The organism is Thalassotalea sp. SU-HH00458 (assembly GCF_040362795.1).
Classification (GTDB): Bacteria; Pseudomonadota; Gammaproteobacteria; order Enterobacterales; family Alteromonadaceae; genus Thalassotalea_H; species Thalassotalea_H castellviae.
In genome coordinates this window covers 90,072-113,207 of the sequence record NZ_BAABWW010000002.1, presented here as the reverse complement: position 1 = coordinate 113,207, position 23,136 = coordinate 90,072, and the positions used below count along the sequence as shown (strand labels likewise).

General features: G+C 37.0%; 21 protein-coding genes. 8 read left to right on the top strand and 13 right to left on the bottom strand.

Going from position 1 to position 23,136, the window contains the following annotated elements; genetic code table 11:
• Positions 1 to 87 precede the first annotated feature (87 nt).
• The 7 genes from ABXH06_RS03475 to ABXH06_RS03445 form a co-directional block, all read right to left on the bottom strand.
• A complete protein-coding gene (locus ABXH06_RS03475; protein WP_353517316.1) occupies positions 88 to 1,344 on the bottom strand; it encodes an efflux RND transporter periplasmic adaptor subunit in 1,257 nt (418 codons plus the stop codon).
• 193 nt (positions 1,345 to 1,537) lie between these two features.
• A complete protein-coding gene (locus ABXH06_RS03470) occupies positions 1,538 to 3,277 on the bottom strand; it encodes an RluA family pseudouridine synthase (protein ID WP_353517315.1) in 1,740 nt (579 codons plus the stop codon).
• Positions 3,278 to 3,456: 179 nt separating this feature from the next.
• Positions 3,457 to 4,704, bottom strand: coding sequence for a glutamate-5-semialdehyde dehydrogenase (locus tag ABXH06_RS03465; RefSeq protein WP_353517314.1), 1,248 nt, complete (start codon positions 4,702 to 4,704; stop codon positions 3,457 to 3,459).
• Positions 4,704 to 5,807 carry a glutamate 5-kinase gene (proB, locus tag ABXH06_RS03460; protein ID WP_311584256.1) on the bottom strand — a complete coding sequence of 368 codons (1,104 nt, stop codon included), beginning with the start codon at positions 5,805 to 5,807 and terminating at the stop codon, positions 4,704 to 4,706. The genes ABXH06_RS03465 and proB overlap by 1 nt, the downstream gene beginning before the upstream one ends.
• A 219-nt stretch (positions 5,808 to 6,026) precedes the next feature.
• The gene (locus ABXH06_RS03455) at positions 6,027 to 6,170 is read right to left on the bottom strand and encodes a hypothetical protein (protein ID WP_353517313.1); all 144 of its coding nucleotides are present in this window, start codon (positions 6,168 to 6,170) and stop codon (positions 6,027 to 6,029) included.
• A 425-nt stretch (positions 6,171 to 6,595) separates the two neighbouring features.
• On the bottom strand, positions 6,596 to 7,696 hold the full coding sequence (locus ABXH06_RS03450; RefSeq protein WP_353517312.1) for a PepSY-associated TM helix domain-containing protein: 1,101 nt from the start codon (positions 7,694 to 7,696) through the stop codon (positions 6,596 to 6,598).
• 76 nt (positions 7,697 to 7,772) lie between these two features.
• Entirely contained in the window at positions 7,773 to 9,893 is a 2,121-nt protein-coding gene (locus ABXH06_RS03445; protein WP_503012483.1) for a TonB-dependent siderophore receptor, read from the bottom strand.
• A gap of 300 nt (positions 9,894 to 10,193) precedes the next feature.
• Between ABXH06_RS03445 and ABXH06_RS03440 the strand changes: the two genes are divergently transcribed.
• Positions 10,194 to 10,628, top strand: coding sequence for a DUF2753 family protein (locus ABXH06_RS03440; protein ID WP_353517310.1), 435 nt, complete (start codon positions 10,194 to 10,196; stop codon positions 10,626 to 10,628).
• A 115-nt stretch (positions 10,629 to 10,743) separates the two neighbouring features.
• On the opposite strand, the gene nhaA is transcribed toward ABXH06_RS03440, so the two are convergent.
• Complete coding sequence (gene nhaA / locus ABXH06_RS03435; protein WP_353517309.1) at positions 10,744 to 12,105, bottom strand: Na+/H+ antiporter NhaA; 1,362 nt, start codon at positions 12,103 to 12,105, stop codon at positions 10,744 to 10,746.
• A 41-nt stretch (positions 12,106 to 12,146) separates the two neighbouring features.
• On the bottom strand, positions 12,147 to 13,466 hold the full coding sequence (gdhA, locus tag ABXH06_RS03430) for an NADP-specific glutamate dehydrogenase (RefSeq protein ID WP_353517308.1): 1,320 nt from the start codon (positions 13,464 to 13,466) through the stop codon (positions 12,147 to 12,149).
• A gap of 337 nt (positions 13,467 to 13,803) precedes the next feature.
• Here gdhA and ABXH06_RS03425 point away from each other — a divergent pair, with 337 nt between their 5' ends.
• Positions 13,804 to 13,980, top strand: coding sequence for a DUF1328 domain-containing protein (locus ABXH06_RS03425; protein WP_353517307.1), 177 nt, complete (start codon positions 13,804 to 13,806; stop codon positions 13,978 to 13,980).
• A gap of 65 nt (positions 13,981 to 14,045) precedes the next feature.
• Positions 14,046 to 14,240 carry a hypothetical protein gene (locus ABXH06_RS03420; protein WP_311584286.1) on the top strand — a complete coding sequence of 65 codons (195 nt, stop codon included), beginning with the start codon at positions 14,046 to 14,048 and terminating at the stop codon, positions 14,238 to 14,240.
• Between the two features lie 202 nt (positions 14,241 to 14,442).
• On the opposite strand, the gene ABXH06_RS03415 is transcribed toward ABXH06_RS03420, so the two are convergent.
• The 3 genes from ABXH06_RS03415 to ABXH06_RS03405 form a co-directional block, all read right to left on the bottom strand.
• Positions 14,443 to 15,303 (bottom strand): phospholipase A, encoded by an 861-nt coding sequence (locus tag ABXH06_RS03415; RefSeq protein WP_353517306.1) that lies wholly within the window; start codon positions 15,301 to 15,303, stop codon positions 14,443 to 14,445.
• 97 nt (positions 15,304 to 15,400) lie between these two features.
• A complete protein-coding gene (locus ABXH06_RS03410; RefSeq protein ID WP_353517305.1) occupies positions 15,401 to 16,321 on the bottom strand; it encodes a mechanosensitive ion channel family protein in 921 nt (306 codons plus the stop codon).
• A gap of 67 nt (positions 16,322 to 16,388) precedes the next feature.
• Entirely contained in the window at positions 16,389 to 16,862 is a 474-nt protein-coding gene (locus ABXH06_RS03405; RefSeq protein ID WP_353517304.1) for a hypothetical protein, read from the bottom strand.
• A 168-nt stretch (positions 16,863 to 17,030) separates the two neighbouring features.
• On the opposite strand from ABXH06_RS03405, the gene ABXH06_RS03400 reads away from it, so the two are divergent.
• The 4 genes from ABXH06_RS03400 to ABXH06_RS03385 all read left to right on the top strand — a co-directional run bounded on the left by ABXH06_RS03400 (position 17,031) and on the right by ABXH06_RS03385 (position 21,384).
• Positions 17,031 to 18,371, top strand: a complete 1,341-nt coding sequence (locus ABXH06_RS03400) for a sigma-54 interaction domain-containing protein (RefSeq protein ID WP_353517303.1) — start codon at positions 17,031 to 17,033, stop codon at positions 18,369 to 18,371.
• 261 nt (positions 18,372 to 18,632) lie between these two features.
• Positions 18,633 to 19,187, top strand: coding sequence for a BON domain-containing protein (locus tag ABXH06_RS03395; protein WP_353517302.1), 555 nt, complete (start codon positions 18,633 to 18,635; stop codon positions 19,185 to 19,187).
• Positions 19,188 to 19,294: 107 nt separating this feature from the next.
• Complete coding sequence (locus tag ABXH06_RS03390; protein WP_311584302.1) at positions 19,295 to 19,726, top strand: hemerythrin domain-containing protein; 432 nt, start codon at positions 19,295 to 19,297, stop codon at positions 19,724 to 19,726.
• Between the two features lie 44 nt (positions 19,727 to 19,770).
• Positions 19,771 to 21,384, top strand: coding sequence for a diacylglycerol kinase family protein (locus tag ABXH06_RS03385; protein WP_353517301.1), 1,614 nt, complete (start codon positions 19,771 to 19,773; stop codon positions 21,382 to 21,384).
• A 127-nt stretch (positions 21,385 to 21,511) separates the two neighbouring features.
• Here the strand turns inward: ABXH06_RS03385 and ABXH06_RS03380 are convergent, their stop codons facing one another.
• On the bottom strand, positions 21,512 to 21,940 hold the full coding sequence (locus ABXH06_RS03380) for a hypothetical protein (protein WP_311584309.1): 429 nt from the start codon (positions 21,938 to 21,940) through the stop codon (positions 21,512 to 21,514).
• Between the two features lie 258 nt (positions 21,941 to 22,198).
• Between ABXH06_RS03380 and ABXH06_RS03375 the strand changes: the two genes are divergently transcribed.
• On the top strand, positions 22,199 to 22,804 hold the full coding sequence (locus tag ABXH06_RS03375) for a porin (RefSeq protein ID WP_311584312.1): 606 nt from the start codon (positions 22,199 to 22,201) through the stop codon (positions 22,802 to 22,804).
• The last annotated feature ends 332 nt before the right edge of the window (positions 22,805 to 23,136 follow it).

Below are 23,136 nucleotides of genomic sequence, written 5' to 3'. Positions count from 1 at the left end.
TCTCTTTATTTAACACGTTATTTTTTAAATCTAACGTTGTTTTTTAACTTGTTATTGAGTTACGTGATGATTTAGTGTCTGTATTTTTTAATTAATCATAATTTGTTGATGATCTTGCCAAGCCGTTGAGTCTGAGATAATAACTTCATCTCCAACTGATAATCCCGTCAATATCTGAATGTTATTCACAGAAGCTTGGCCTAAATTAACTTCTCGTTTATTCGCAAACGCTTTATCTTCACTTAAGGTATAAAGATTAACCGTGCTATGACTTGGTGCATACATGGGGCGTTTGATATATAACGCATCATCAATATTACTAATTTCAATTAAGCCATCGACGGTTAAATCGGGTCTAGCTTCATTCGGCAATTGACTCGTCAACGCAACATCTATTAATACCATGCCGTTCTTCACTGCCGGATCGATGCGAGTCACTTTGCCTGAAATTTCACTTCTTCGAGTATCAATATTGACAAATTGTCCTATGGAAATATCTCGAGCCCTGACTTCTTGAACCTGCAACTCTGCAAATAAAGAATGTTGGTCGGCGATTAAGGCTACGCTATCTCCCAATTGAGTTCGCTCTCCTAGCTCAAGAGAGACTTGTTGGATGATCCCTTCGGTATTTGCTCTCACTTGTAATGCCGCCACCTTATCGACCACCCGTTGGTAATTATTTTCGACTAACCCCATACGGGCATTTTGCGCTATTTTAGTGGCAGCCATATTTGCTTTCATTTTCTCAGCTTTTTGTTGCTGTGCTTGCCAATACTGCATTTGCTGTTTAACCGCTAATTGACTTTTTTGATAATCAAGTGCAGAAACGGTGGCATTTCCTTGTTGCATTAACATAGTTTCGGCATCTAGTTTTAATTTAGCTGATTGATAACTATATTCAGCAGAGACAACTGAATTTTGTAAATCAACCATTTGCGATTCAAGTGCTACATAGGCGGCATGACTTTCTGCTTTATTGGCTTCAAGTTCCCAGCGAGCAGTTTCTAATTCACGATGAAGTTCAGGATTTGATAATTTTACAAGCACATCTCCAACATTAACTTTAGCGCCTGCTTTCACCAAAACTTCTTCAACTCTTCCGGCAACCTGTGAAGAAACCCAACGGATATTTAACGGCTTTAATAAACCAGAAGCACGCACATTAACTGTAAAGTTTCCTTGTTGAACTTTCGCGGTGACAAATGATTTCTTATCGAGAAAATAGGAAGCATCTCCTAAATAACTTTTTAAAAGGTAAATAGTTGTGAGCAAAGCAACCGCTGGAAAAATATACCAATGTTTTTTCCACCATGGTTTAGCAACAAATGGTCTTTGTACGTCCATAATCATCAATATTGTTATTTATTGTAGATGAATGAATTACAAGTCTTATGCCATAACACAGAAGCATTATAAACCCTTAATATAAAAGAACTTTTAAGAAAGGAAACAACAACAGCAATTTCAACTGTGTCACTTTTGGGACAGTTTATTTAATGTTCAGTCGCAATTGCGAGACACCAAGTTAGCACATCCCTTAAAACTCGGCGTCTTGTTGAAAAGCCATCGTTTTTTTAGTGACTGGGTGTTCAAACGCTAAATATTCGGCATGTAAATGAAGCCGATTGGCTTTTTTACCATATAAATCATCCCCTAAAATGGGCATATTTAAGCCATCGACATGAGCACAATGCATGCGTAATTGGTGAGTTCGGCCTGTTTTAGGATAAAGATAAACTTTGGTCAGTTTTTTATCAGATGTAAATGTTGGCTGTGGATGATATTTTTCAAAGCGAGTTAATGCTTTTTTACCGTGAGTAAAGCACACTAACTGGCGTGGTCTGTCATTAATATCTACCGTTAAAGGTAAATCTATGCTGCCTGTTTCTGTCGTTAGCTCACCTTCAATAATAGCGACGTATCGTTTCTCAATGGTTTTGTTTATAAACTGTTGTTGAAGTTTTTTGTGCGCTCTTGGGTTTAGCGCCAATATCAAAAGCCCTGACGTTGCCATGTCTAAGCGATGGACAATTAATGAGCCCGTTGCCTGAGGAAATTTTTCTTTAATACGGCTATAAACAGAGTCGGTTATCGATTTTCCAGGTACTGAAAGAAATTCAGCGGGCTTATTCACTACGACAATATCTTGGTCATGATAAACAATCGGCAAAGGCTTACCAGCCGCAGGATTTGTTAACAATGGGTTTTCATCCAATGCCATTCCTGCCAGCATATGTGTAAGAATCGGTTGGCATTTTCCCTGACATGCGGGGTAAAAGTTTTTATGTTGGCGAATTTCAGATTTAGGCGCTGCTCCCCACCAAAATTCTGCCATAGTGATTGGCGTTAAATGATGACGAAACGCATATTGTAATAGCTTAGGTGCAGCACAATCACCCGCGCCTGCTGGGGGTGTTTGAAAAAGTGAATCTTTAAACAAGGTTATTAAATTTTGTGCTTCGCCACTTTGATTAAGAAATTGATATTGCTTAAAAAGGTACTTTTGTAGCGCATTTGATAATTTTTTTCGCTGCTTTTTTAAATCAGCAAGCGCTGCTTCTAACGGCTTAAGTGTTGATTCAATCGCCGCAATTTTTTCTTGCCAATGTTGTTTTAAATCCGCTAAAGCATGTTTGTCTTCAACACTTTCTCGACTCATTTGAATGCTATGAGCTTTATATTCCTGCGCATTTAAATCACCATCATTATACGCTTGCTCAGCGATTAAGCGCTTGTGCTTTCGCGCTTGGCGATTCCTTATCATTTTTTCACGATGCGCTTGTAGCTCACTTTCAAACTGACTATTTTGTTCAATTAACTGACAACTTAATTGTTCAATAGCGGGGTTCTGCTCAAGTCTCGATATTTGTTGATTAATATTATTAATAACTGATTGTTTCTCAATAAAAAAGTTATCTTCTTGCTGGATATCGAACACAGGAGGGACAAATTTCGCTAAACAACTTTGATTGGCAAGTTTGCCGGAAAATGCAGATAAATACCCTAACTCACCATGGCTATTTTTCACAACCAATACGCCAAACATTTTACCACTAACTTCTTCAGGAATTGCCGACGGAGTCGTGGGTTGATGAGATGGAATACCAAAATTATGATGCCATTGGCATTGATTGGTTAAATATTGCTGCAACTCTTTCACAGCCACAAGTGCCAAAGGATGGGGCTGATAATAAAACGGGTAAGTAAAGCGCTGTGGTAAACAGTGATTCGCTATCGATTCTTTAAAAGGGGTAAAGCAAGATTCACCAGAGAGCATAACAAAGCGAGTAGTAAAATTAACGTGGCTGCATTATAAGTGAATCGATAAAAAAGTTCGCATTTCTTAGTTATTTTTTATTGGCCAATAAAAAATAAAAACACTCGCTGAATCAAACTTAACTGATTTATGCGAGTGTTCTTTGACTGATTAAAAAGCTTTTATCTGTTTAAGACGGTTTAAGCTCTAACTTGGCCTTCACCATTAACGAGATATTTTTCTGTCGTTAATGACTCTATGCCCATTGGTCCGTAGGCATGTAATTTCGAGGTAGCAATGCCAATTTCAGCACCAAGTCCTAATTGTGAGCCGTCAGAAAAACGTGAAGAAGCATTCACCATGACCACTGAAGCATCCACTAAACGTTGAAAATTCATCGCTTTTTGTTGATCTTCCGTACAAATAACCTCGGTATGGTTACTACCAAACTGATCAATATGATCAATGGCTTGACCAAAATCATCTACCACACGAATCGCAATCTCTAAGCTTAAATATTCTTCACCAAACTCTGAATCAGCTAAAGGCACTATGTCGTCAAAATAAGGTACCGTTCGAGCACAGCCATTGACTTTCACACCAAGCTCTTGAAAACGTTTTGCAACTAAAGGTAAAAATTTATCCGCAACCTTTTGGTGAACAAGTAAACCTTCTAAGGCATTACAAACACCGGTTCTTTGGGTTTTGCCGTTTAACAGTAAAGCTAATGCTTTGTCGATATTAGCTTTTTCATCGACAAATAAATGACAAACGCCTTTATAATGCTGGATCACTGGAATTTGGCTATTTTCACTGACAAAATTGATTAAGCCTTCGCCGCCGCGAGGGATCACTAAATCAATGTAATCTTTTTGCGTGAGTAACTCTGTCATTAAAGCTCTATCTGGTTGATCAATGACAGTGACAATCTCTTTTGGTAATTGATGTTGCACGAGTACTTGTTGTAAAACGTTCGCAATGGCTAAACTACTGTTTAACGCTTCTTTCCCGCCTCTTAATATGACGGCATTACCTGACTTAATACATAAACCTGCGGCATCAGCGGTCACATTCGGGCGAGCTTCATAAATCATACAAATTACCCCTAAAGGCACCCGCATTTTGCTAATTTTCAAACCATTAGGTCTAACATCTTGCTCTCTAAGCGTTCCAACTACTTCAGATATTCCTGCAACTGTTTCTAAGCCTACTGCCATATCTTCGATACGCGCTTCATTTAATTGTAAACGGTCGAGCATTGCATCACTTAACGATTTTTGTCGAGCAAAATCAATATCAAGCACATTTGCTTCAAGAATGCTTTTTGTATGGTCGCGCAGCGCATTCGCCATATCATTTAATAACTTTGTTTTGGCTTCACTTGTTTGAATGGCCATAACTTTAGCGGCTTGTGCAGCTTTTTTTGCAATGTTGGTAATTAAACTCATTAAGACTCCATTAAGGCAATAAATTGATTAGATAAAATAGGTTCGTCCGTTTTATCTAGTTCTTCAGAAAAAGATGAATTATCGCTACACGCGATAAAGTTAAGTAAGCAACTACTGTAATTGGTTTTTACTTTTGCCAGTTTTTCACCACTATGCTTTCTAAGTAAGACGGTATCTCCAGACGAGAAATTACCTTTTACACTGACTAAGTCATCAATATCTAAAATATCGTTAAGTTGATTGGCAGTGATCTCATAATCCTCACTCACGATTAATTCCCCTTGCGCACGGGTAGTATGACGCATCCAGTGCACGCCATCGTGCATCGGGTCTTTATGAGGATAAAAGTGTGTACCAGGATTCTCATCTTTTAATAACGAATTAAAGCTTTGTTCTTTAAAACCATTAACGATGAAAGTATCAATACCATGAGCAATGGCTTTTTCGGCGGCTTGAATTTTGGTTTTCATTCCACCTGTACCAACACTACTTGTCGCACCGCCCGCCATGGCATAAATGTCGTCATTAATTTGATACACATCTGACAATAGTTTTGCCTGGTCATTTAAATGTGGATTGGCATCAAAAAGTCCGTCAATATCGGAACATATGATCAATGAATCAGCTTTTGCAGCTGTCGCAACCATTGCCGATAAATTATCATTATCACCGACTTTCAATTTGTCGGTGGTAACGGCATCATTTTCATTGATAATAGGTAAAATATTATTCACTAATAACGTATCTATGGTATTTCGAATACTTTCGTAACGATCTCGATTACGTAAATCACCATGCGTTAATAATAATTGTGCGGTAGGGAAATCAAAAAGTCTGTCCCAAGTAGCCATCATTTCAGATTGACCTGCAGCTGCCATAGCTTTTTTTATCACAATATTATCTTCACCCGACTCCTCAAAGAGATGAGCACCAGCCCCCACGGAACCAGAAGAAACTAATACCACTTGTATGCCTGATAAACGGCAACGGACAATAAAATTTGCAATACTCAATAAATATTGACTACTACATCCATTTTGGTTCGGTGCAAATAACGCACTACCCACTTTAATAACTATTCTTTGCCAAGTTTTAAAACTCACATGAAACCCTTAAAAGTTACATAGCACTTATGACTAAGCACTAATGACGATAAATGTGTTGAGTATCTAAATACCCAAAAGTTGATGATTAAGGCTCTTTGTAAAGCCTGTTCTTCCTAAACCCTTGAATTTTAATATTTATTTAACCTGTTTTTTTGAACAAAGCTTACCTTCGTTTCATATAAAAACGATTAATGAAAAATAAAAATACAAATAGTACTAATTAAATATAGGAGGAGGATTGAATAAATTAATATAACGATTGAAATGACAAGCAGGAGGGAAGTGATGGTTTAAAGGTGTTCTAGAATATAAATAACCCTTGTTACTACTGTCTTTTGAAATATCACGTATGATATTCATTTTGTTTCCTTCTTGTTTAATCGTTAGCATTCTAATAATTAGTACTCTAACTAATAACCGCTATAAAATCAACCGGCATAATTGCCTAGATGACGTAAAGTCCCGTTAACTTCTCTTTAAAAAGAAGATACTAACAATTGTTTGTTTTACTCTCTAGGCTAGGTTAACTAAGGATTTTAGAGTATTGGTTTTCCATTTTCACAAGCTAAATACTGGCAATAATTTAGCAAAGTCATTTGTTTAAACCATTAAGGAATAAGTTAGAAAGTGTGATATTAAATGCTAAATCATTAAGATTCGTTCCGGCATATTCAACTAAAAAGTCCAATATAAGAGAAATTAAAAAGCCGCTTATTCTACTAAAAAGAATAAGCGGCTATATCAGGAACTAATGATAGTTGCCTTTGAGTAATTTCCCCCAAATATTACATTGCGGGTACTTTGCTAAAAACTTTACTTGGTCGTTTACGTTTTCTAAACCAATAAAAATACAGCCCAGTTAATGCTAACCATAAAGGCGTTAGCCCTAAAACACACCAAATAATTTTACTTGGTATTCCCGCAAAATAACCAAAATGAAGCTTTCTAAAGGTATCAATAACAACCGTTATAGTCGATTGGGTACGAATATCTAAAGCGGCCATTAATTCTCCTGATACTCGATCATAAGTAACAGTACTAGCATATTCACTGATAAGCGGATTTGCTGTCGGCACTTCACCAAAAAACGTAATATGTAACTCTGGCTCAAAAGGGAAAATGAAATAGGTAGGATTAAACCCTTTGATATCTTTTTGAGACTTATCCACTAACCTTTGAAAATCTATATTTTGACTATAGAGAGGCTTAGTTAACAACGGATGAGGCTCAATATGTTCACTCACTTCATGAACAACCGCGGCAATATTAAAATAGCCCCCAGTGATCGCTAATATAATGAGCACCGGCGATGAGATAATACCGATAAATTTATGCACATCACTATAAAAGATACGCCTTGCCGCTTTAAATCTGAGAGTAAATAATTTCTTCCAAAATTGACGATATAAAATAATACCGCTGATACCTAGAAATAATAAAATAATGGCAAAAATTGAGCCTAACACAGTGCCGGTAAAATCTAATAAAAACGTATAATGTAACGACAACAACCAGTCAGTAATATCGTGTACAACGGTGACAGGTTTGGAGAGTAATTCACCGGTATATTGATTGAGATAAAGTTTATACCAATGACCCGTTGCTTTTTCAATAATATAAGCGGTATCAGCACGAGACTTATCATCGAATAACTCCCAACTGCCCATTAAGAACTGGGGGTTAGCCGTTTCTACTTTGTTGATCAAGGTATTTAAATTCAGTCTTGGTGTAGTTTCATCAGCATTGACAGTCATATGCTCGGGCATCAACCAGGTATCAATCTCAACTTTAAACACCAAAATACTACCGGTAACCGCAATAACCATTAAAGGAATTAATGCTATTAGCGCACTCACTGAATGCCATTTAAAAAGTTTTTTTCTCATAATTAAATCCAAAAAGACAAAACACTGCCAAAGCAATGTTTTGTCTATTATTCATCGAATAAACATTTCGCGATAATTACAATGACCAACTAATCGTTGCAGAATAATTTGCTGGTGCAGCATAATAACCTTGTGCCCAATATAAGCTGTTTATATATTGTTCATCTGTCACATTGTAGGCATTCAAAGTTAATGCAAGCTGTTCTGTAAATTCATAACGCGCCATTAAACCAACCACCGCATACGCTTTTTGTTTGGTAATGATTTCTTGCCCGGCATTACTAAAACCTTCAGCAACAACACCTTGTAAACGTGAAATATCGTCTTGCCAACGCATATTCATGCCCAATGACAAGCCTTCAACTTGCGGTACGCGATAAGTCGCCGCCACTTTAAATAACGTTTCAGGGGTATAGTCAGCAACGTTAGCATCTATCTCATCTTCAACATCAATATTAAAATGTGTAAAGCCAATACTAGTTTGTAAGCCAGGCAATAACTCCCCTGCTAAGTCAAACTCAAAACCTGAGCTTTCTACGCCTTTCGTACCAATAAAACGAGAATCTCCCGGCGAAGAACGATCATCATACCTTGCAACATTCTCTTGACTGGTTTCAAAATAGGTGACCGTCGCTAAAAATTTATCGTCAAATAAGTTACTTTTTATACCTACTTCTTGGCTCTTACCTGTGATTGGCGCTAAAACATTGTTATTGATGTCTAACTCAGTTTGCGAAACAAAGGTTTCGGTGTAACTTGCATATGCCACAAGGTTATCGGTTATTTGATAAACCCCGCCAATATACGGAATAAATTGCTCATCACTGGCATCTTGCACAACACTATATGACTCACCTTTTATCTCCCAGTCATTTTGGCGGCCACCCGCCGTTAAATGAAAGTGATCAGTGAGGCTGAATCGTGCCGTAAAATACAATGCTTTTTGATCGCGTGATACATCTGAACCTGTTTTCCCATCAGCAAACGTAGCTTTAGGCGTGTTACCATCCCACTCTGTTAAAGGAGGCATCACTGGGAACCCATTGCCGGTGGTATAATCGTATAGCGATAATTCTTCCCCCGACATGGAAGAGTGATTTGCCCCAACAACAAATTCATGCTCGCGGCCAAAAAATTCAAATTCACCCGATAGATATATATCGATTAAATCGTGTTTGTCGTCATTGTCATATTCACTGGCATAACCAAACAGTCCTAACTCTGTTGATTTATCTGGCGTACCATAAACATAAAATAACTCCGAATCTTCATCTGTACTTTTATGTGAATAGGTACCACGCAGTTGCCATCCATTATCAAAGGCATGACTCACTTCTAGCACCGTATTTTCTTTGCTGATATCCCAGTAAGACCAATCTGCTGAAGTACTGGTTGAAATATCATAATTAGTTGCTGAACCATCGGTGTAAAATAAAGGGTTCGCGCCCCAGTTATTGCCTGTCGCTTGACTATCGTTGATAGTATGGCTTAACGAAAACTTAGTATTCTCTGTCAATTGATGTGCTAAAAAGACATAAAAAACATTTTTCTCTTTGTGATATCGGTCTAGATATGAATCAGCATCTTGCTTAACAATTACCGTTCTTATCGCCGTACTGTCAGTGAAATTATAACTACCATCAAGCTCTAAACGCTGGTTATCCCAACTGCTTAATGTGCCATTGATATTTATTTCATTTTCCGCAGTAGGACGCTTGCGAATAAAATTGATCGTGGCAGATGGGTTGCCTACACCAGTCATTAAACCGTTGGCTCCACGAATCACTTCGATGCGATCGTAAATTGAGGTATCTTCATCAGCATGATTATTTCCAGAACTAAGTGGTAAACCTACGCCATCAACCTGAAAATTGGTTATATCGAAACCACGAGCGGTATAATAAGTTCGATCCGTTTCAATGCGTTCCACATTCACCCCTGTGGCGGTATCTAAAACAGCATCAATATTGGTTAATTGATAATCTTTCATTTGACTAGCCGTGATCACCGAAACCGACTGCGGAATATCAATAATATCGAGCTCTAACCTCGAAGCGCCACTGGCACTGTGGGCATTGTAGCCTTTTAAATAACTACCTTTTACTTCAATGCGTTCTATTTCACTTTCATTTTTTTCATCATTTGCACTTGCATTGGTTGCCAATAATAACGCTAAAGAAAGCGCAGATAATTTCATATTTTTCACGTTTCGATCCTAATTAAGGGTAAGTTGGTTATAGATCAGCTCTAGAACCTTATTCATATTTATTAGAGTAAAAACTCATTTATGGGCATATCATACCACCGCAAACACAAATGTAAATACGAATTACTATCATTAGCGTAAACTTATTGTACAAATGAACTGTTTTAAGGTGTTTAGTTTGTTTAACTCTCCACTGTGGGTTTCAATTTATCTAAGAAAATTATATCCATCACTTGAAATGCAAATGAAAATCATTATTATTTACTTTTTAGCAATTAAAAGGATAACTTGATGGAAAGCGAGCAATGGAAGTCACTATTAAACAATGGGAATAATTGTTTTAAAGAAAATCAGTGGCAAAAAGCTGAATACTTTTATTCTGAAGCTTATGATCTACTTGCATTTGGCTATAGAAATAATCCGCAATGTATTGAAACTATGATGGCATGGATTTGTAGTTGCCATAATTTATCTTCCCTCTATGAAAGAATGAATAAATTAACCTTATCGCTAAAGTTTTTAACCGTACCTCACGATTATCTTAAAAAAGTTAGCCAATCAAACAAAGCTGACAACGATATTAAGTTACTAGCATTAAAAGGACTGTCACTGACCTTCCCACCGATTTTAGCATTCAGTAAAAATCACCCTATTTGTGAGGATTGTGTAGAAGAGTTATCAAACATGGCAAGTGTTAGTGAGTTTTCAAAACGACAGATGCATTAACAAAATGAAGTTGAGTATTAACTTGTGAATATTAAAAATAAAAACCGCTTATTATCCTTTGATAACAAGCGGCTATAGGCTGAATAACAATAAAGCTAAAAGTTACTTAAAATAATTAGCGGGGCTTTTCACTTTTAGAAAATAAAATAAATCCTAAAACGGCAGATAATAATGAACCACAAATAATACCAAGCTTCGCTTTTTCAATGGTAGCGATATCCCCGATAAACGCCAAATTGGTAATAAATAACGACATCGTAAAGCCAATGCCTGCAAAACAGCCTAAAGCAGCGAAGTCACGCCATTGCATATCAATAGGTTTTTCCGCCCAGCCTAATTTTATAAAAAGCGATGAAAACAAGACGATCCCTAGCGGTTTGCCAATCAATAAACCTAACAAACAACTCCAAAATACCGGCATAGACATAATTTCAGCTGAACTTTCAGGGAGAACAATTCCCGCATTTAACAAGGCAAATAATGGTAATACAAGCAAACTAATTGGACTATGTAATTTACTTTGCCAGCGCTGAACCGGCGTTGTCGCTGATTTCGCAATAACCTCAGCCGCTTCAGCTAATTCATGCTGTTTTTGCTGATCTAAAATCGTTTTGTCGTGATGGTCGATTCGTTTAAACCTTGCGATTAAGCGTTCCATTGAATGTGCGAACCAATTGGTGTCAGCTAAAGGCTTTGTCGGCACGGTTAACGCCGCAAGAATACCTGCAGTAGTTGCATGAACACCGGAGTGAGAAACAAACCACCAAAGAACTAAACCTGAAAATAAATAAAACCAAACAGCGCGAATACCTACCAAGTTAGCGATAAACATCACGGCTAATACAATAGCGCCATAACCTAAATACAGTAATGACACATTGTCGGTATAAAAAAGGCCTATCACCAATACCGCACCTATATCATCCACGATAGCCAGTGCAGTAATTAATACCAGTACCGATTTAGGGACTCGGGCTCCCAATAACACTAACAACCCTAAAGCAAAGGCTGTATCTGTTGCCATTACAATGCCCCAGCCCTGCCAGTCACTTCCTCCTAAAACCGACATGACCATTAAATAAGTTAACGCGGGAACAACCATACCGCCAAGCGCCATTGAAATTGCCAGTATTGAACTTTTGGCATCTTTTAATTCGCCGGCTAATACTTGAAATTTAATTTCAAGTCCGAGTAAAAAAAAGAATAATACAATCAAGCCTTCATTAACCCAGTCAACGGCAGAATGATAAAGTTGGTTATCTCCCCAAATAAAGCCAATATTAAAATTGGTTAACCATACATAGTGTTCATGCCAGCTAGAATTTGCTAAAAACAATGCAATTGCGGTAGCAAATAACAATAAAAATCCTGCCGAAGACTGGCTATGAATAAAAGCTTGTAGCGGAGAAATAACCTTTTCGAACTGTTGTTCAAGTGGCATTCTTTCCCGATTTTGTTCTTTTATATTAATTTTCAACGTCTTGATTCCTTTTGCTTTAATAAGCGTTTATAGAAAAATTAAATACCTTGAGCTAATGCAGCTTTAACTAATCTATTGAGCGCGAAACTATTGGCGCCAACTAAGTAATTTTGAGTGTTTGTTTGTACACAGTGCTGATGAATTTTCTTCATTGTTAACGCTAACTTCTCATCCATTTTTTCGAAAGACTCAGGATAAAAGTTCGCGTTTTGCCCCATCTCGAAGGTAGACATTGCCACGCCCCCCGCATTAACCGCTTTCGCAGGTAAGAAACTTATCTTATGTTTTTTAAAATAATGAATGGCTTCACTTGTGCAAGGCATATTGGCTCCTTCGAACACAAATAACACACCATTTTTCACCAATTTTTTGGCATCATTAATATCCAACTCATTTTGTGTCGCGCATGGAATCGCGATATCAGCGTCAACTTCCCAAGGTTTCTTATCTGAGTACCATTTGATATCCGCACCATTGGCTATTTGACTTAAGTCGGGTTTAGCTTCTTGAGCAAGCAGCTCATCGATAAGTGCTGCACGTAATCCTTTGGTTGCCAATAGGTAGCCAGAAGAATTAGATAAAGTAAGCACTTTGGCGCCTTGCTCTATGGCTTTTTTGGCTGTATTTAATGCGACATTACCTGCGCCTGAAAGAATCAGAGTTAAGTTGTCAAGCGACTGTTCTTTATCCGCAAGTACTTCTTCAACAAAATAGATAACACCAAAACCGGTTGACTCGATACGTACATGACTCCCGCCAAATCCCACATCTTTACCCGTAAGAGCCCCTGAAAATTTATTATTTATTCGACGGTAAGCACCGAACAAGTAACCAATTTCTCTAGGTCCAACGTTAATATCACCAGCAGGTATATCAGTATTAGGGCCAATATATCGATAAAGTTCTCCCATAAACGCCTGACAAAAACGCATAATTTCATTAGTCGACTTGCCTTTAGGATCAAAATTTGCCCCCCCTTTCGCGCCACCAATAGGGAGCCCAGTTAAGGCATTTTTAAACGTTTGTTCAAGCGCTAAAAACTTCAACACTGACTCATTGACATCAGGATGAAACCTTAGCCCTCCTTTGTAAGGACCGATTAAATTTGAATGTTGAACTCGCCACCCCCGGTTAACCTGAACTTCACCTTGATCGTTTTGCCAAACGACATTAAAGCTGATCACTCTATCTGGCTGTAATATACGTGCTAAAACATTATATTGTTCACAAGACTCAACCAGCGCAGGATCTAATTCACTAAATGCAATTAATTCTTCTATCGCTTGTAAGTACTCAGGTTGTTCTGCAAAGGTATCGGATAGTTTGCTAACAAGCTTTTTGACATAATTTGATTGCATAACGAAAACTCCAGGTTTCTGCAATTAGCAGTGCACACAATGGTATTCATTTAGAATATATCAATATTGACTATCCAACATTTATGCCAAGTAAAAAATGGGGCTGAAATCGACAAAAGACTTAAAAACCAATCGTCTTTAACTGATTCAGTGAGAACAATTTACATATTCAACATGTAATTTTTTCATATTAATGTTCACTCCGCTAAATTTCCCATTAAAGTTTTCCTTCAATAGCAAAGTAACCCCTTTAAATTCATTGCGTTAAACAATCCAATAATGTCTGGCACTTTTTGTGCAATAACACTTTTGATATCAACAAAGATAGGAGATTGACATGTTAAAGTGGGCGTTTACTTTTTTAGTGATTGCCATTATTGCTGCGATATTAGGCTTTAGTGGTATAGCTGGTGCCGCAACAAGTATTGCAAAAGTTATATTCCTCATTTTTATCGTTTTGATGATTATTTCATTCATTCTGAACATCACGCGTGGTAAAGCTCCCAAGCCTTAACAGTATTTTTTAACTTTTTTGTTAACTTAAATTCGACATCTTTACTTTTATAAGAGGATCTAATTATGAATATATTTAAATTGTTACTAACAACGACTCTGACATTATTTACCCTAAGCGCATTGACGGCATGTGAACAAGGACCAGCAGAAGAAACAGGAGAGAAAGTAGATGAGGCGATCACAGACGCTGGCAATGCCATTGAAGATGCCTGTGAAGAACTAAAAGATAAAGTAAAATCTGAAGATAAAGACTGTTAATGAACGTGCTAATGAATACTTTTGTTTAGTCTATTCATAGCAAATCATTAACACTTACAATACTGAGAATAACGAGACCTTAGCAAACGCAAATACGCCAAGCTAAGGTCTAGTTTTTTTTACGTCAATTGGCACTACAACAATACATTATTAATAACGGCCACTATATCTTAGGTTAATAAGCAGCTTTACGATTAAGCCATTAAAGAAACGTTAACTGAACACCTAAACCAATGCGTTGTTGGTGTCGATTGTATTCAATGAGCGAGTCACCATAACCATTAAAATATTGCAATAATACCTCATAGCGCTCGTTTATTGGGTAAGATAGGTTCAATTCAACGCTACCTTTATTATTACTTGTTCTTAAGTTATTTCTCACTAAAGCTAAAAAATTAACTTGCTTAAATTGAGTACCCACAGCAATTTCACCATACCCCAGATAACGCGAAATATCAGGATTATCATCTCCTAAAGCATCAAAAGGGTCAGCTTTTTCATCTTCTTCAATTCGATACCATGCCTTTAAACGAACAAAAGTGGCATGATTACTAACAGTTGCCGACGCATATAAACGATTCCAGCTGCGTGACTTTAAACCGCCTCGCCCGTTCGATTGATGTGAAAGACCTAAAGTAAACTCATTAACATTAAAGCCAAACAATGATGTATCGCTTTTCCACGCATAAAATAATTCAGGTTCATAATTGGTTTCTCTAAACGGTTTAGATTTTTCACTATTATAAAGTTGCCAAAATGACACCGCAGTGAAACCAAAATAGACACCATCGCCACGTTGTGAAGCTAAATAAACAGGTAGTTTGATACTTAATTGATACTTTGCTTCCAAATTGTCAACATTTTCTTTATTTAATCCAGTTGTGGTAATGGTGTTGGGATTTGTCACATAGCTAAATGGCAAAATATAATTTTGCCGATATTGAGAAATGGAAAAAGGATTTAACACCGCATTACTTTGCGAATGTACTCTTTCGTTTAATACTGAAACCGGTTTTACCGCCATCTGATTAGCAGATAATGTTGTGCTAACCAGAGTTAACATACTTAATATGAACCTTTGAAAAACTGAAGGTATCTTTTGAAACATTTTATCGCCTTTAATTACTAAACACATTATTGGGTTGGTACTTTTGGATAAATCAATTTATTTCATTCTGATTATCATCGCTTTGTTTATTCAACATAGCGTTTAATTTCTCTCCTCCTTTGATAGCAAAATCTAGCGTCCTAATTGGAAATGGTATAAGAATGTTCGCACTTTTCAGCGCATCGTTTATCACGGCAACCGCTTGATGACGTGCCTGCATAAAACCAGTTTCGCCAGGATAATCTATCCAAAACCATACCAATAAATTAATACTGCTATCGCCAAATCCTTCAGCATAAACCGCTGTCTCATCTTTTTTAATAACAAAGTCACATTGATTCAACTGTTCAACTATGACCTTAGCCGCTTCTTCAGGATCATCTGCATAGGAAATTCCAACCGGAATTTCAATACACCGAATACGATTGACTGAGAAGTTAGTGAGAATATTACGAAACAAGATTTTGTTTGGGACGATTTCTAATTGTCCAAAAAAGGTTTCCACCAGTGTATTACGCAAGTTAATTGTTTTTACCGTACCAAATACACTATCAGCACGAATAACATCACCGACTTGAAAGGGTTTACGTATTCCCATGGCAATCCCTGCAATCAAATTTTCTGTCATATCTTGGAAAGCAAAACCAATGGCTAAGCCAACAATCCCAGCCCCTGCTAATAAAGAAGTAACGGTGCCTTTTAAACCGATAAAATCTAGCGAGATAAAGATACCTGCGATTAAAATACTGACCTTACCAATAGAAGTCAGTAAATCAGCAATTTGTTTTGAATCTAACCCTTTACGTAATATGTTTCCGATAACTTTACCAAAAAATCGTGCCATTAAAGAAAAAATAAACACGATCAAAAATGCCACAACAACGTTGGGGATATGCATGATTAATTCTTGCAACCATGTGTGTAGCTTCTCTTCAATCAACCCCGAAAAATTATCTAACACGTTTAAATTCATAATTTGCAACTCACTCCAAATGCTCATGTTAAAATTGACAATAAAACCTCGTAAGTACCAGCGCCCCTTACAATGACTTCTTTTGTTCCGCTAAATATTCGGTTAAGGCTGATTCTTTTTTCTGAATCACCTGTAAAGAGTTTTTAATTTCATTGGTATATTGTTCGACGTGTCTTTTTAATGATTTACTTTCAATAAAACGCTCTAAACTATTGATCAATTCTATGTTTTGCTTAGCATGTTTGCGCAATTGTTGAAGCTCATTCAGTAATGTCATTCCAGCTAATTGATAGTTTGAACTTTTTAAAGGGGAATATGTTTGAAGAGAACTAGCAGATTGCATCGCGATAAGGTGATTTAATCTAGAAATAGATAACAATCTCATGTCTATTTCTTCATGAAAATCTAACCCAACCTGATTCGTTTTCAGGTTATATTGCAAACTCAAGAGATTTTTAATTTCTTCTGTATATGTTTGAGCTATTTCTTCAATGAGTGCTAGATCACCGTAACTAACGTTTGTACTATCAATATTACGCACATTACCTCCACAAAAATGCTGAGTACTAATGACAATAACCAAGATTTATGCCAACCTACGCAAGCTAAGCAATCCTACTGACTAGAATGCGATATTTGATTTGCTAAGTACTTTTTACATAGTAACTTTGTAATTTTGACAATCTCTCCTTCGATCAGGAATGTAAATATGTATACCCCTTCTGTATTAATTAGTGTCTCGAGTGAAAGCTTTGTTAACCTTCTATCTTCATTATCTTTAGACAAAAAATTTGCAGTGAAGCAACGACCAAAGTTGCAATGGCTCAATGGGCTATCTGAAAATCCTGATATCGCCATAATAGAAACGAATCAATTTAGCCAAGATGATTATGAATTTTTAGCTGAGCATAAATTTTTTCCTGACACAGACTTTATTTTCCTCAGTGAAGGGATGCCCAACGAATTACTCGATAAAGCGGTATTAAAATGCGCAGCTTACCACTATCGCACCCCGATTGAAGTGACGCATATTGATGAGCTTTTGGAAGAATTTTTCGACGAATCGCAATTAAGTCATGTCGCTAGCCACGTCGTAAAGTCGAGTAACTTAGATCAGTTCGGACTTTTATACGGCTCTTCGCGAGTGATGAAAAAGCTTTATCGAAGTGTGCGAAAAGTGGCGACCTTTGATACTAGTGTGTTAATTGTTGGTGAAAGTGGTGTTGGCAAAGAACTCGTTGCTCATACTTTGCATAATGCTAGCGAAAGAGCAGAAAAACCATTTATTGCTGTTAACTGTGGTGCTTTAAGCCAAGAGTTAGCTAGCAGTGATCTTTTTGGTCATATAAAAGGTGCATTCACCGGCGCCCATCACGCAAGAGATGGCTATTTCACTCAAGCAAAAGGAGGCACGTTATTTCTTGATGAAGTCACCGAAATGCCAGAAGAACTTCAAGTTCAACTGCTTCGTGTCTTAGAAACAGGCGATTACTCACCGGTTGGCAGTAATAAAGTATTACATGCCGATGTTCGCATTATCGCGGCAACGAATCGAGATTTAGCCGATGCAGTCGCCGATGGTATCTTTAGAGAAGATCTTTATTTTAGGTTAGCTCAATTTTTATTACACGTGCCACCATTACGAAGCCGAGGCGATGATATTCAAGGCTTGGCAATACACTTTCTAGCTTACAAAAATAATGATGAAAATTTAAATAAACCAATTTCAGAAGCGGCAATTGCCAAGCTAAGCGATTATCACTGGCCGGGTAATGTAAGAGAGCTGAAATACTCGATAGAACGCGCCTATATTCTTGCAACCGATATGATCGATGCTGATCACATTGTATTAACAGAACAACAAAACGAAGACAATTTGAATGTTCCGGTAGGTGTCCCTCTTGCACAAGTCGAAAAACAAGCAATTCTTGAAACCTTGGAACAACAACAAGGTAACAAAAGTGACACGGCTCGCTTATTAGATATCAGTGTAAAAACCTTATATAACAAACTTGAAAAATATGACGATTCAGAAAAACCACAAGAATAGCGTCACGAATAAATACTGAACTAAAATTATTCATTAACTGATGGCCGTTTAACGATCTTTGTTCACTCAAATGAATGAGTACGCGATAATTATATCCTGATAATAATTACAAATAGCTCATGTAATTTTTTCACACTTTTGACCTCACCCTCCTTTTACTTTTTAACAAAAACCAAGTTATTGATTAAATAACAATGACTTAACCTGTCTGGCACAATCACTGCTTTATGGTTAATACCTTACAACAAAAGGAGATAACTGATGAAGTTCAATTTAACAAAACCAATCTTGATTTGTGGATTCTTATTGTCATCACCTTCGTTACTTGCCGCTCAAAAGTGGCAAGATAAAGCGCTTGATGCATGGATTGACGGTAAGGCTGAAACAACTTTAATGTTTAATACTAATTTAAGTGCATTTGATATTAATACCGACGTTAATCATCAAGTAATAACGCTTACAGGTAAAGTAGATAGCGAAATAGAAAAAGACCTTGCAGAAGAATTACTACTCACTCTTGAGCAAGTGAAAAGCGTTAATAATCACTTAACTGTGATGGCGGATCCGGCTATTTCTCTACAAGAAAAAACCATCAACACTTTAACGGATGCGAAAATTAATACCGTAGTCAAAACAAAATTATTGATGGATCAAAATATAGATGGCACAGATATCGATGTAGACACAACAGATCGCGTGGTTACTTTATCAGGGAAAGTCTATTCTGATACTGAGCATGATCTAGTTGTCTCAATTGCTCAAAACACTAATGACGTGAAAGAAGTCGAAGATGAATTAACGATTGTTAGTCACTAAACAAGTTAACTCTCAATAACATATTAACCAATTAACCTGACTCAATGAGATAACAATTTGAAGCGTTTGCTTCGATTGTTATCTCTGTAACTAATCATGGAGATGACATGCATACTATATTTGACGCCTTAAAAGACAGCCATGAAAAACAACGCTTACTGCTTGAGATAATATTGAAAACATCCCCAGGTTCTAAAACACGGGCCGAGTTTTACTTATTACTAAAAGAAGAACTTGAAAATCACTCAAGTGCCGAAGAACGATACTTTTATGCCCCCTTAATAGAGAATGACCAAACCATTGAGCTAACTCGCCATGGTATTGCAGAGCATCATACTATTGACAAAATTATCGAAGAGCTTGACGCTACGGACTTAAATTCACCCGCATGGTTAACGCTGGCAAAAAAACTTCAGCATAAAGTGTTACATCATTTAGAAGAAGAAGAGAGAAGCTTTTTCCAAATGGCAGGTAAAGCACTTACAGATAACCAAAAAGTAAAATTAGCTGAGCAATATGACCAAGAAATGGCACTTTAACTGCCATTCAAATTGTATCTTTGATTAATTATCTGGAGGGCTAAATGTTTATCGTTAAATACTATGTAACTGCGGCATTGCTATGTTTTTTGATGGCTTTTTATTTAACTTTCGTATTGTTTCAGGCGCTATTAATATGGCTTGGGCTTTCTTTGCTGTTAGTTTCCATAGCTTATACTTTTCAAATGCCTTCAATATTTAGAAAAAGCCAAGACGGTAAAATTTCAGCTTGGATACAATGGGCATTTATTCCCTTTCTTACGGGAGCAAAAATATATAATGCTTGGGCAAGAAGACATGATAAAGCGCCTGCGATCCAAAAAGTACAGGACAATTTGTACCTTTCTCGCCGCTTATTTAGCGAAGACTTGCACACTCTGAATGAACAAGGTATCAGTTGTATTGTTGATGTTACGGCTGAGTTTGTTGGGTTAGAAAGCGCCATGACAGATAAAAAGTTTGATTACTTAAATATTCCGACACTGGACCATCAAGTACCTTCGTTAAAGCAATTGTTTCACGCGCTCAATTGGATTGATGTACAAATATCACAATCAAATGCGGTTGTTGTCCATTGTGCCTTAGGAAGAGGTCGCTCGGTATTTGTCGTCGCCGCTTATATTTTAAGTAAAGATACAAGCTTGTCAGTAGAACAAGTGCTAACCTCGCTTAATCAAATCAGAAGTACAGCAAACCTTAATAGAGCGCAGCTAAAAATATTACATGCTATCCAAAACAACAAGCAACTCCAACTTCAATCACCAACGTGGTTAATTATTAATCCGGTGTCCGGCGGAGGAAAATGGCAAACTTATCAACAACAGTTATTGCGTGAATTAACAAAAACAATGCGCTTGCGTGTTTATGAAACAACACCATCATTATCGGCAAAAGACCTTACTGAAGACGCTATCAAACAAGGGGTATCAACGGTTATTGTCGGCGGTGGTGATGGTACTGTCACCGAAGTTGCCGGCGCACTTATTCATCGAGATATCACCCTAGGTATTATTCCTTTAGGAACAGCAAATGCATTGTGTCATGTGCTATATGGTATCAACTCTAAAGTTTCGCCAATTGAAAGTGCTTGCCATGCAATCACCAGTGATAATATTCAGAAAATTGATACCGCGCAATGTAATGGTCAGCCAATACTGCTGCTATTAGGTATTGGCTTTGAGCAAAAAATGATCGCGCACGCCCATCGAGAGGAAAAAAATGAACAAGGTCAATTGGCCTACTTAACGGGTTTTTTTAATGCCGTGATGAGTGAAGAACACCAAGAAATACGTGTAACATTTGATGACGAAACCACTGAAAATATTAAAGCACATAGTTTAGTTATCGCAAACATTGCACCATTTAGTACAGTATTAGCTCATGGAGGCAAACCTCCAAAAGTTAATGATGGACAATTGCATGTCACCTATTTAGACAACAGTGAATCGTTAGGAGGAAGACTATTAGCACTCTCCGATCTGACCTTATCAAGTTTAGGCTTACAAGATAAATCGACACTATTTCAATACAAAGATGCCCAACACATTGTTATACAAGCAAAAGAGACAATAGATTATGTCATTGATGGTGAAAATTTTTCAGCAGAAGAGTTATCAATCTCAATCAAGCCTGAATCTTTAAAAGTATTTTCAGGATGATTGAATAACAGATTATCATAATTAAAAATCAGCCCCCAGCATAAGCGCAAGGGGCTATTGAATAAGTGAGATAACCAATAAGCTAATGTGTATAAAAATTGTCAATTATGACAATCTAATTATTGATTTAAAATTTATAACCAATGTTTAACGTAATAAATGGTGTAGTTTCAATCTCCCCTCTATCGGCGAACCAATGATATTCATCAGCTCGAGTAAAACCAACCCCAGTCCCGATGACAAAACCATTATTTTCTAATCCGTCAAAGTGATAATCATACGTCACAAATATAAAACCATCTTCGGCCTGAATGCTTTCTTTACCAACCACAAAGCCGTATGCATGCTTATTTTTTACATCGCCAAATGTTGTTTGGGCGCCCAATGCAAAACCTACAGCACCAATTGCCGCATAGTATTTTGTTGATGTTGTTTTGTAACCCAGCTGGGCACCAATAATGCCGCCGTATTGGTGGCCTAAGCCTATGGTAGTTTCGTACTCGCCAGCAATAGATAGCAACGGTAACAAAGCCAAAGTAATGAGTGTTTTTTTCATAGAATTCCATTTGATACAAATTGATAAACGACTTACCAATAAATGTTGAAGATGAACAATTGTATCTACCTGACGGTCAAATAAAGGTAAAATCTTGCGTTGTTTGTCAGGCCCGTTCAATTCCCTCTATGTTGCCAAGCGCAAAGCAAAAGTGACGCAATATTTTTATACTAACTAAGATTATTCACCCTTGGTTCACTTTCGGCTTGATATCTTTGCTTTCACTTTACTTACTAAAACTATTTTTAAAGGAAGAATATGAAATTTATCGTGTCAAACCTCTCAATTATTGCGTTAACTTTAGGGGGACTTTCTGCTAACGCTTCACAAGATTATAATTTTTTGCAAGTGCATGGAATTGTCAAATCTGAATACTCAGATATTGACCAATTTGGATTAACTGGCTTTGAAGTACGTGCTAACAAGCGTTGGCAAAACGTGTTTGGTGAACTCCGCTACCGAGACCTTAACGATACAGAAGATGGTATTAAATTCGAAGAAGACCGCTGGAGCGCAAGTTTAGGTTACATCATTCCGTTTTCTGAAATCATGCATTTTGATGTACGTGCAAACTACGGCAACATTGAAGCTGAATTAAGTAATAACAATGGCCACACTGGCTTTGACGTTGACTATTACGGTGGTAGCGGCTTTGTTCATTACACTGTGGCTAGAAACATAAACCTTTACGCAGGATTGGAAGTTCAAACCACAAAAGATGCCCCAAATCAAAAAGCCTATCACCTTGGTGCTAACTATGCCTTTGGCAAACTATCTCTAGGTACTGAGTACGTTAAATATTCAGACTCTGATGCACTCAGTTTATTTTTACGATATGAAAAGGTTAGTAATATGAGTTTATAAGAAATATTAACAGATTAGTTATTAAAAGATAGATTTTAAGGGGAGAGCAATTTGAAAACGCCTGTATTGGTTGGGTTAGTAGAATTTATATGACTTAACGAAATATATTAAAACATAGGTAATAAATCTCATAGATCGTATCAGGAAAAAATTGAAGTAGAAACAGAAACTTGAGTGAGTTTTAAAAAATTTAGATATGAAAAGAAAACCGTGTGCCAATTTTCTTAATTTAACGTCCTGATATTAAGAAGTTTTAGCATACCGCTTGCACTATTATAGATAGAGCAAGCGGTTACTAAAATTTATGAGTCAACACATAAGTTAACTTTCAT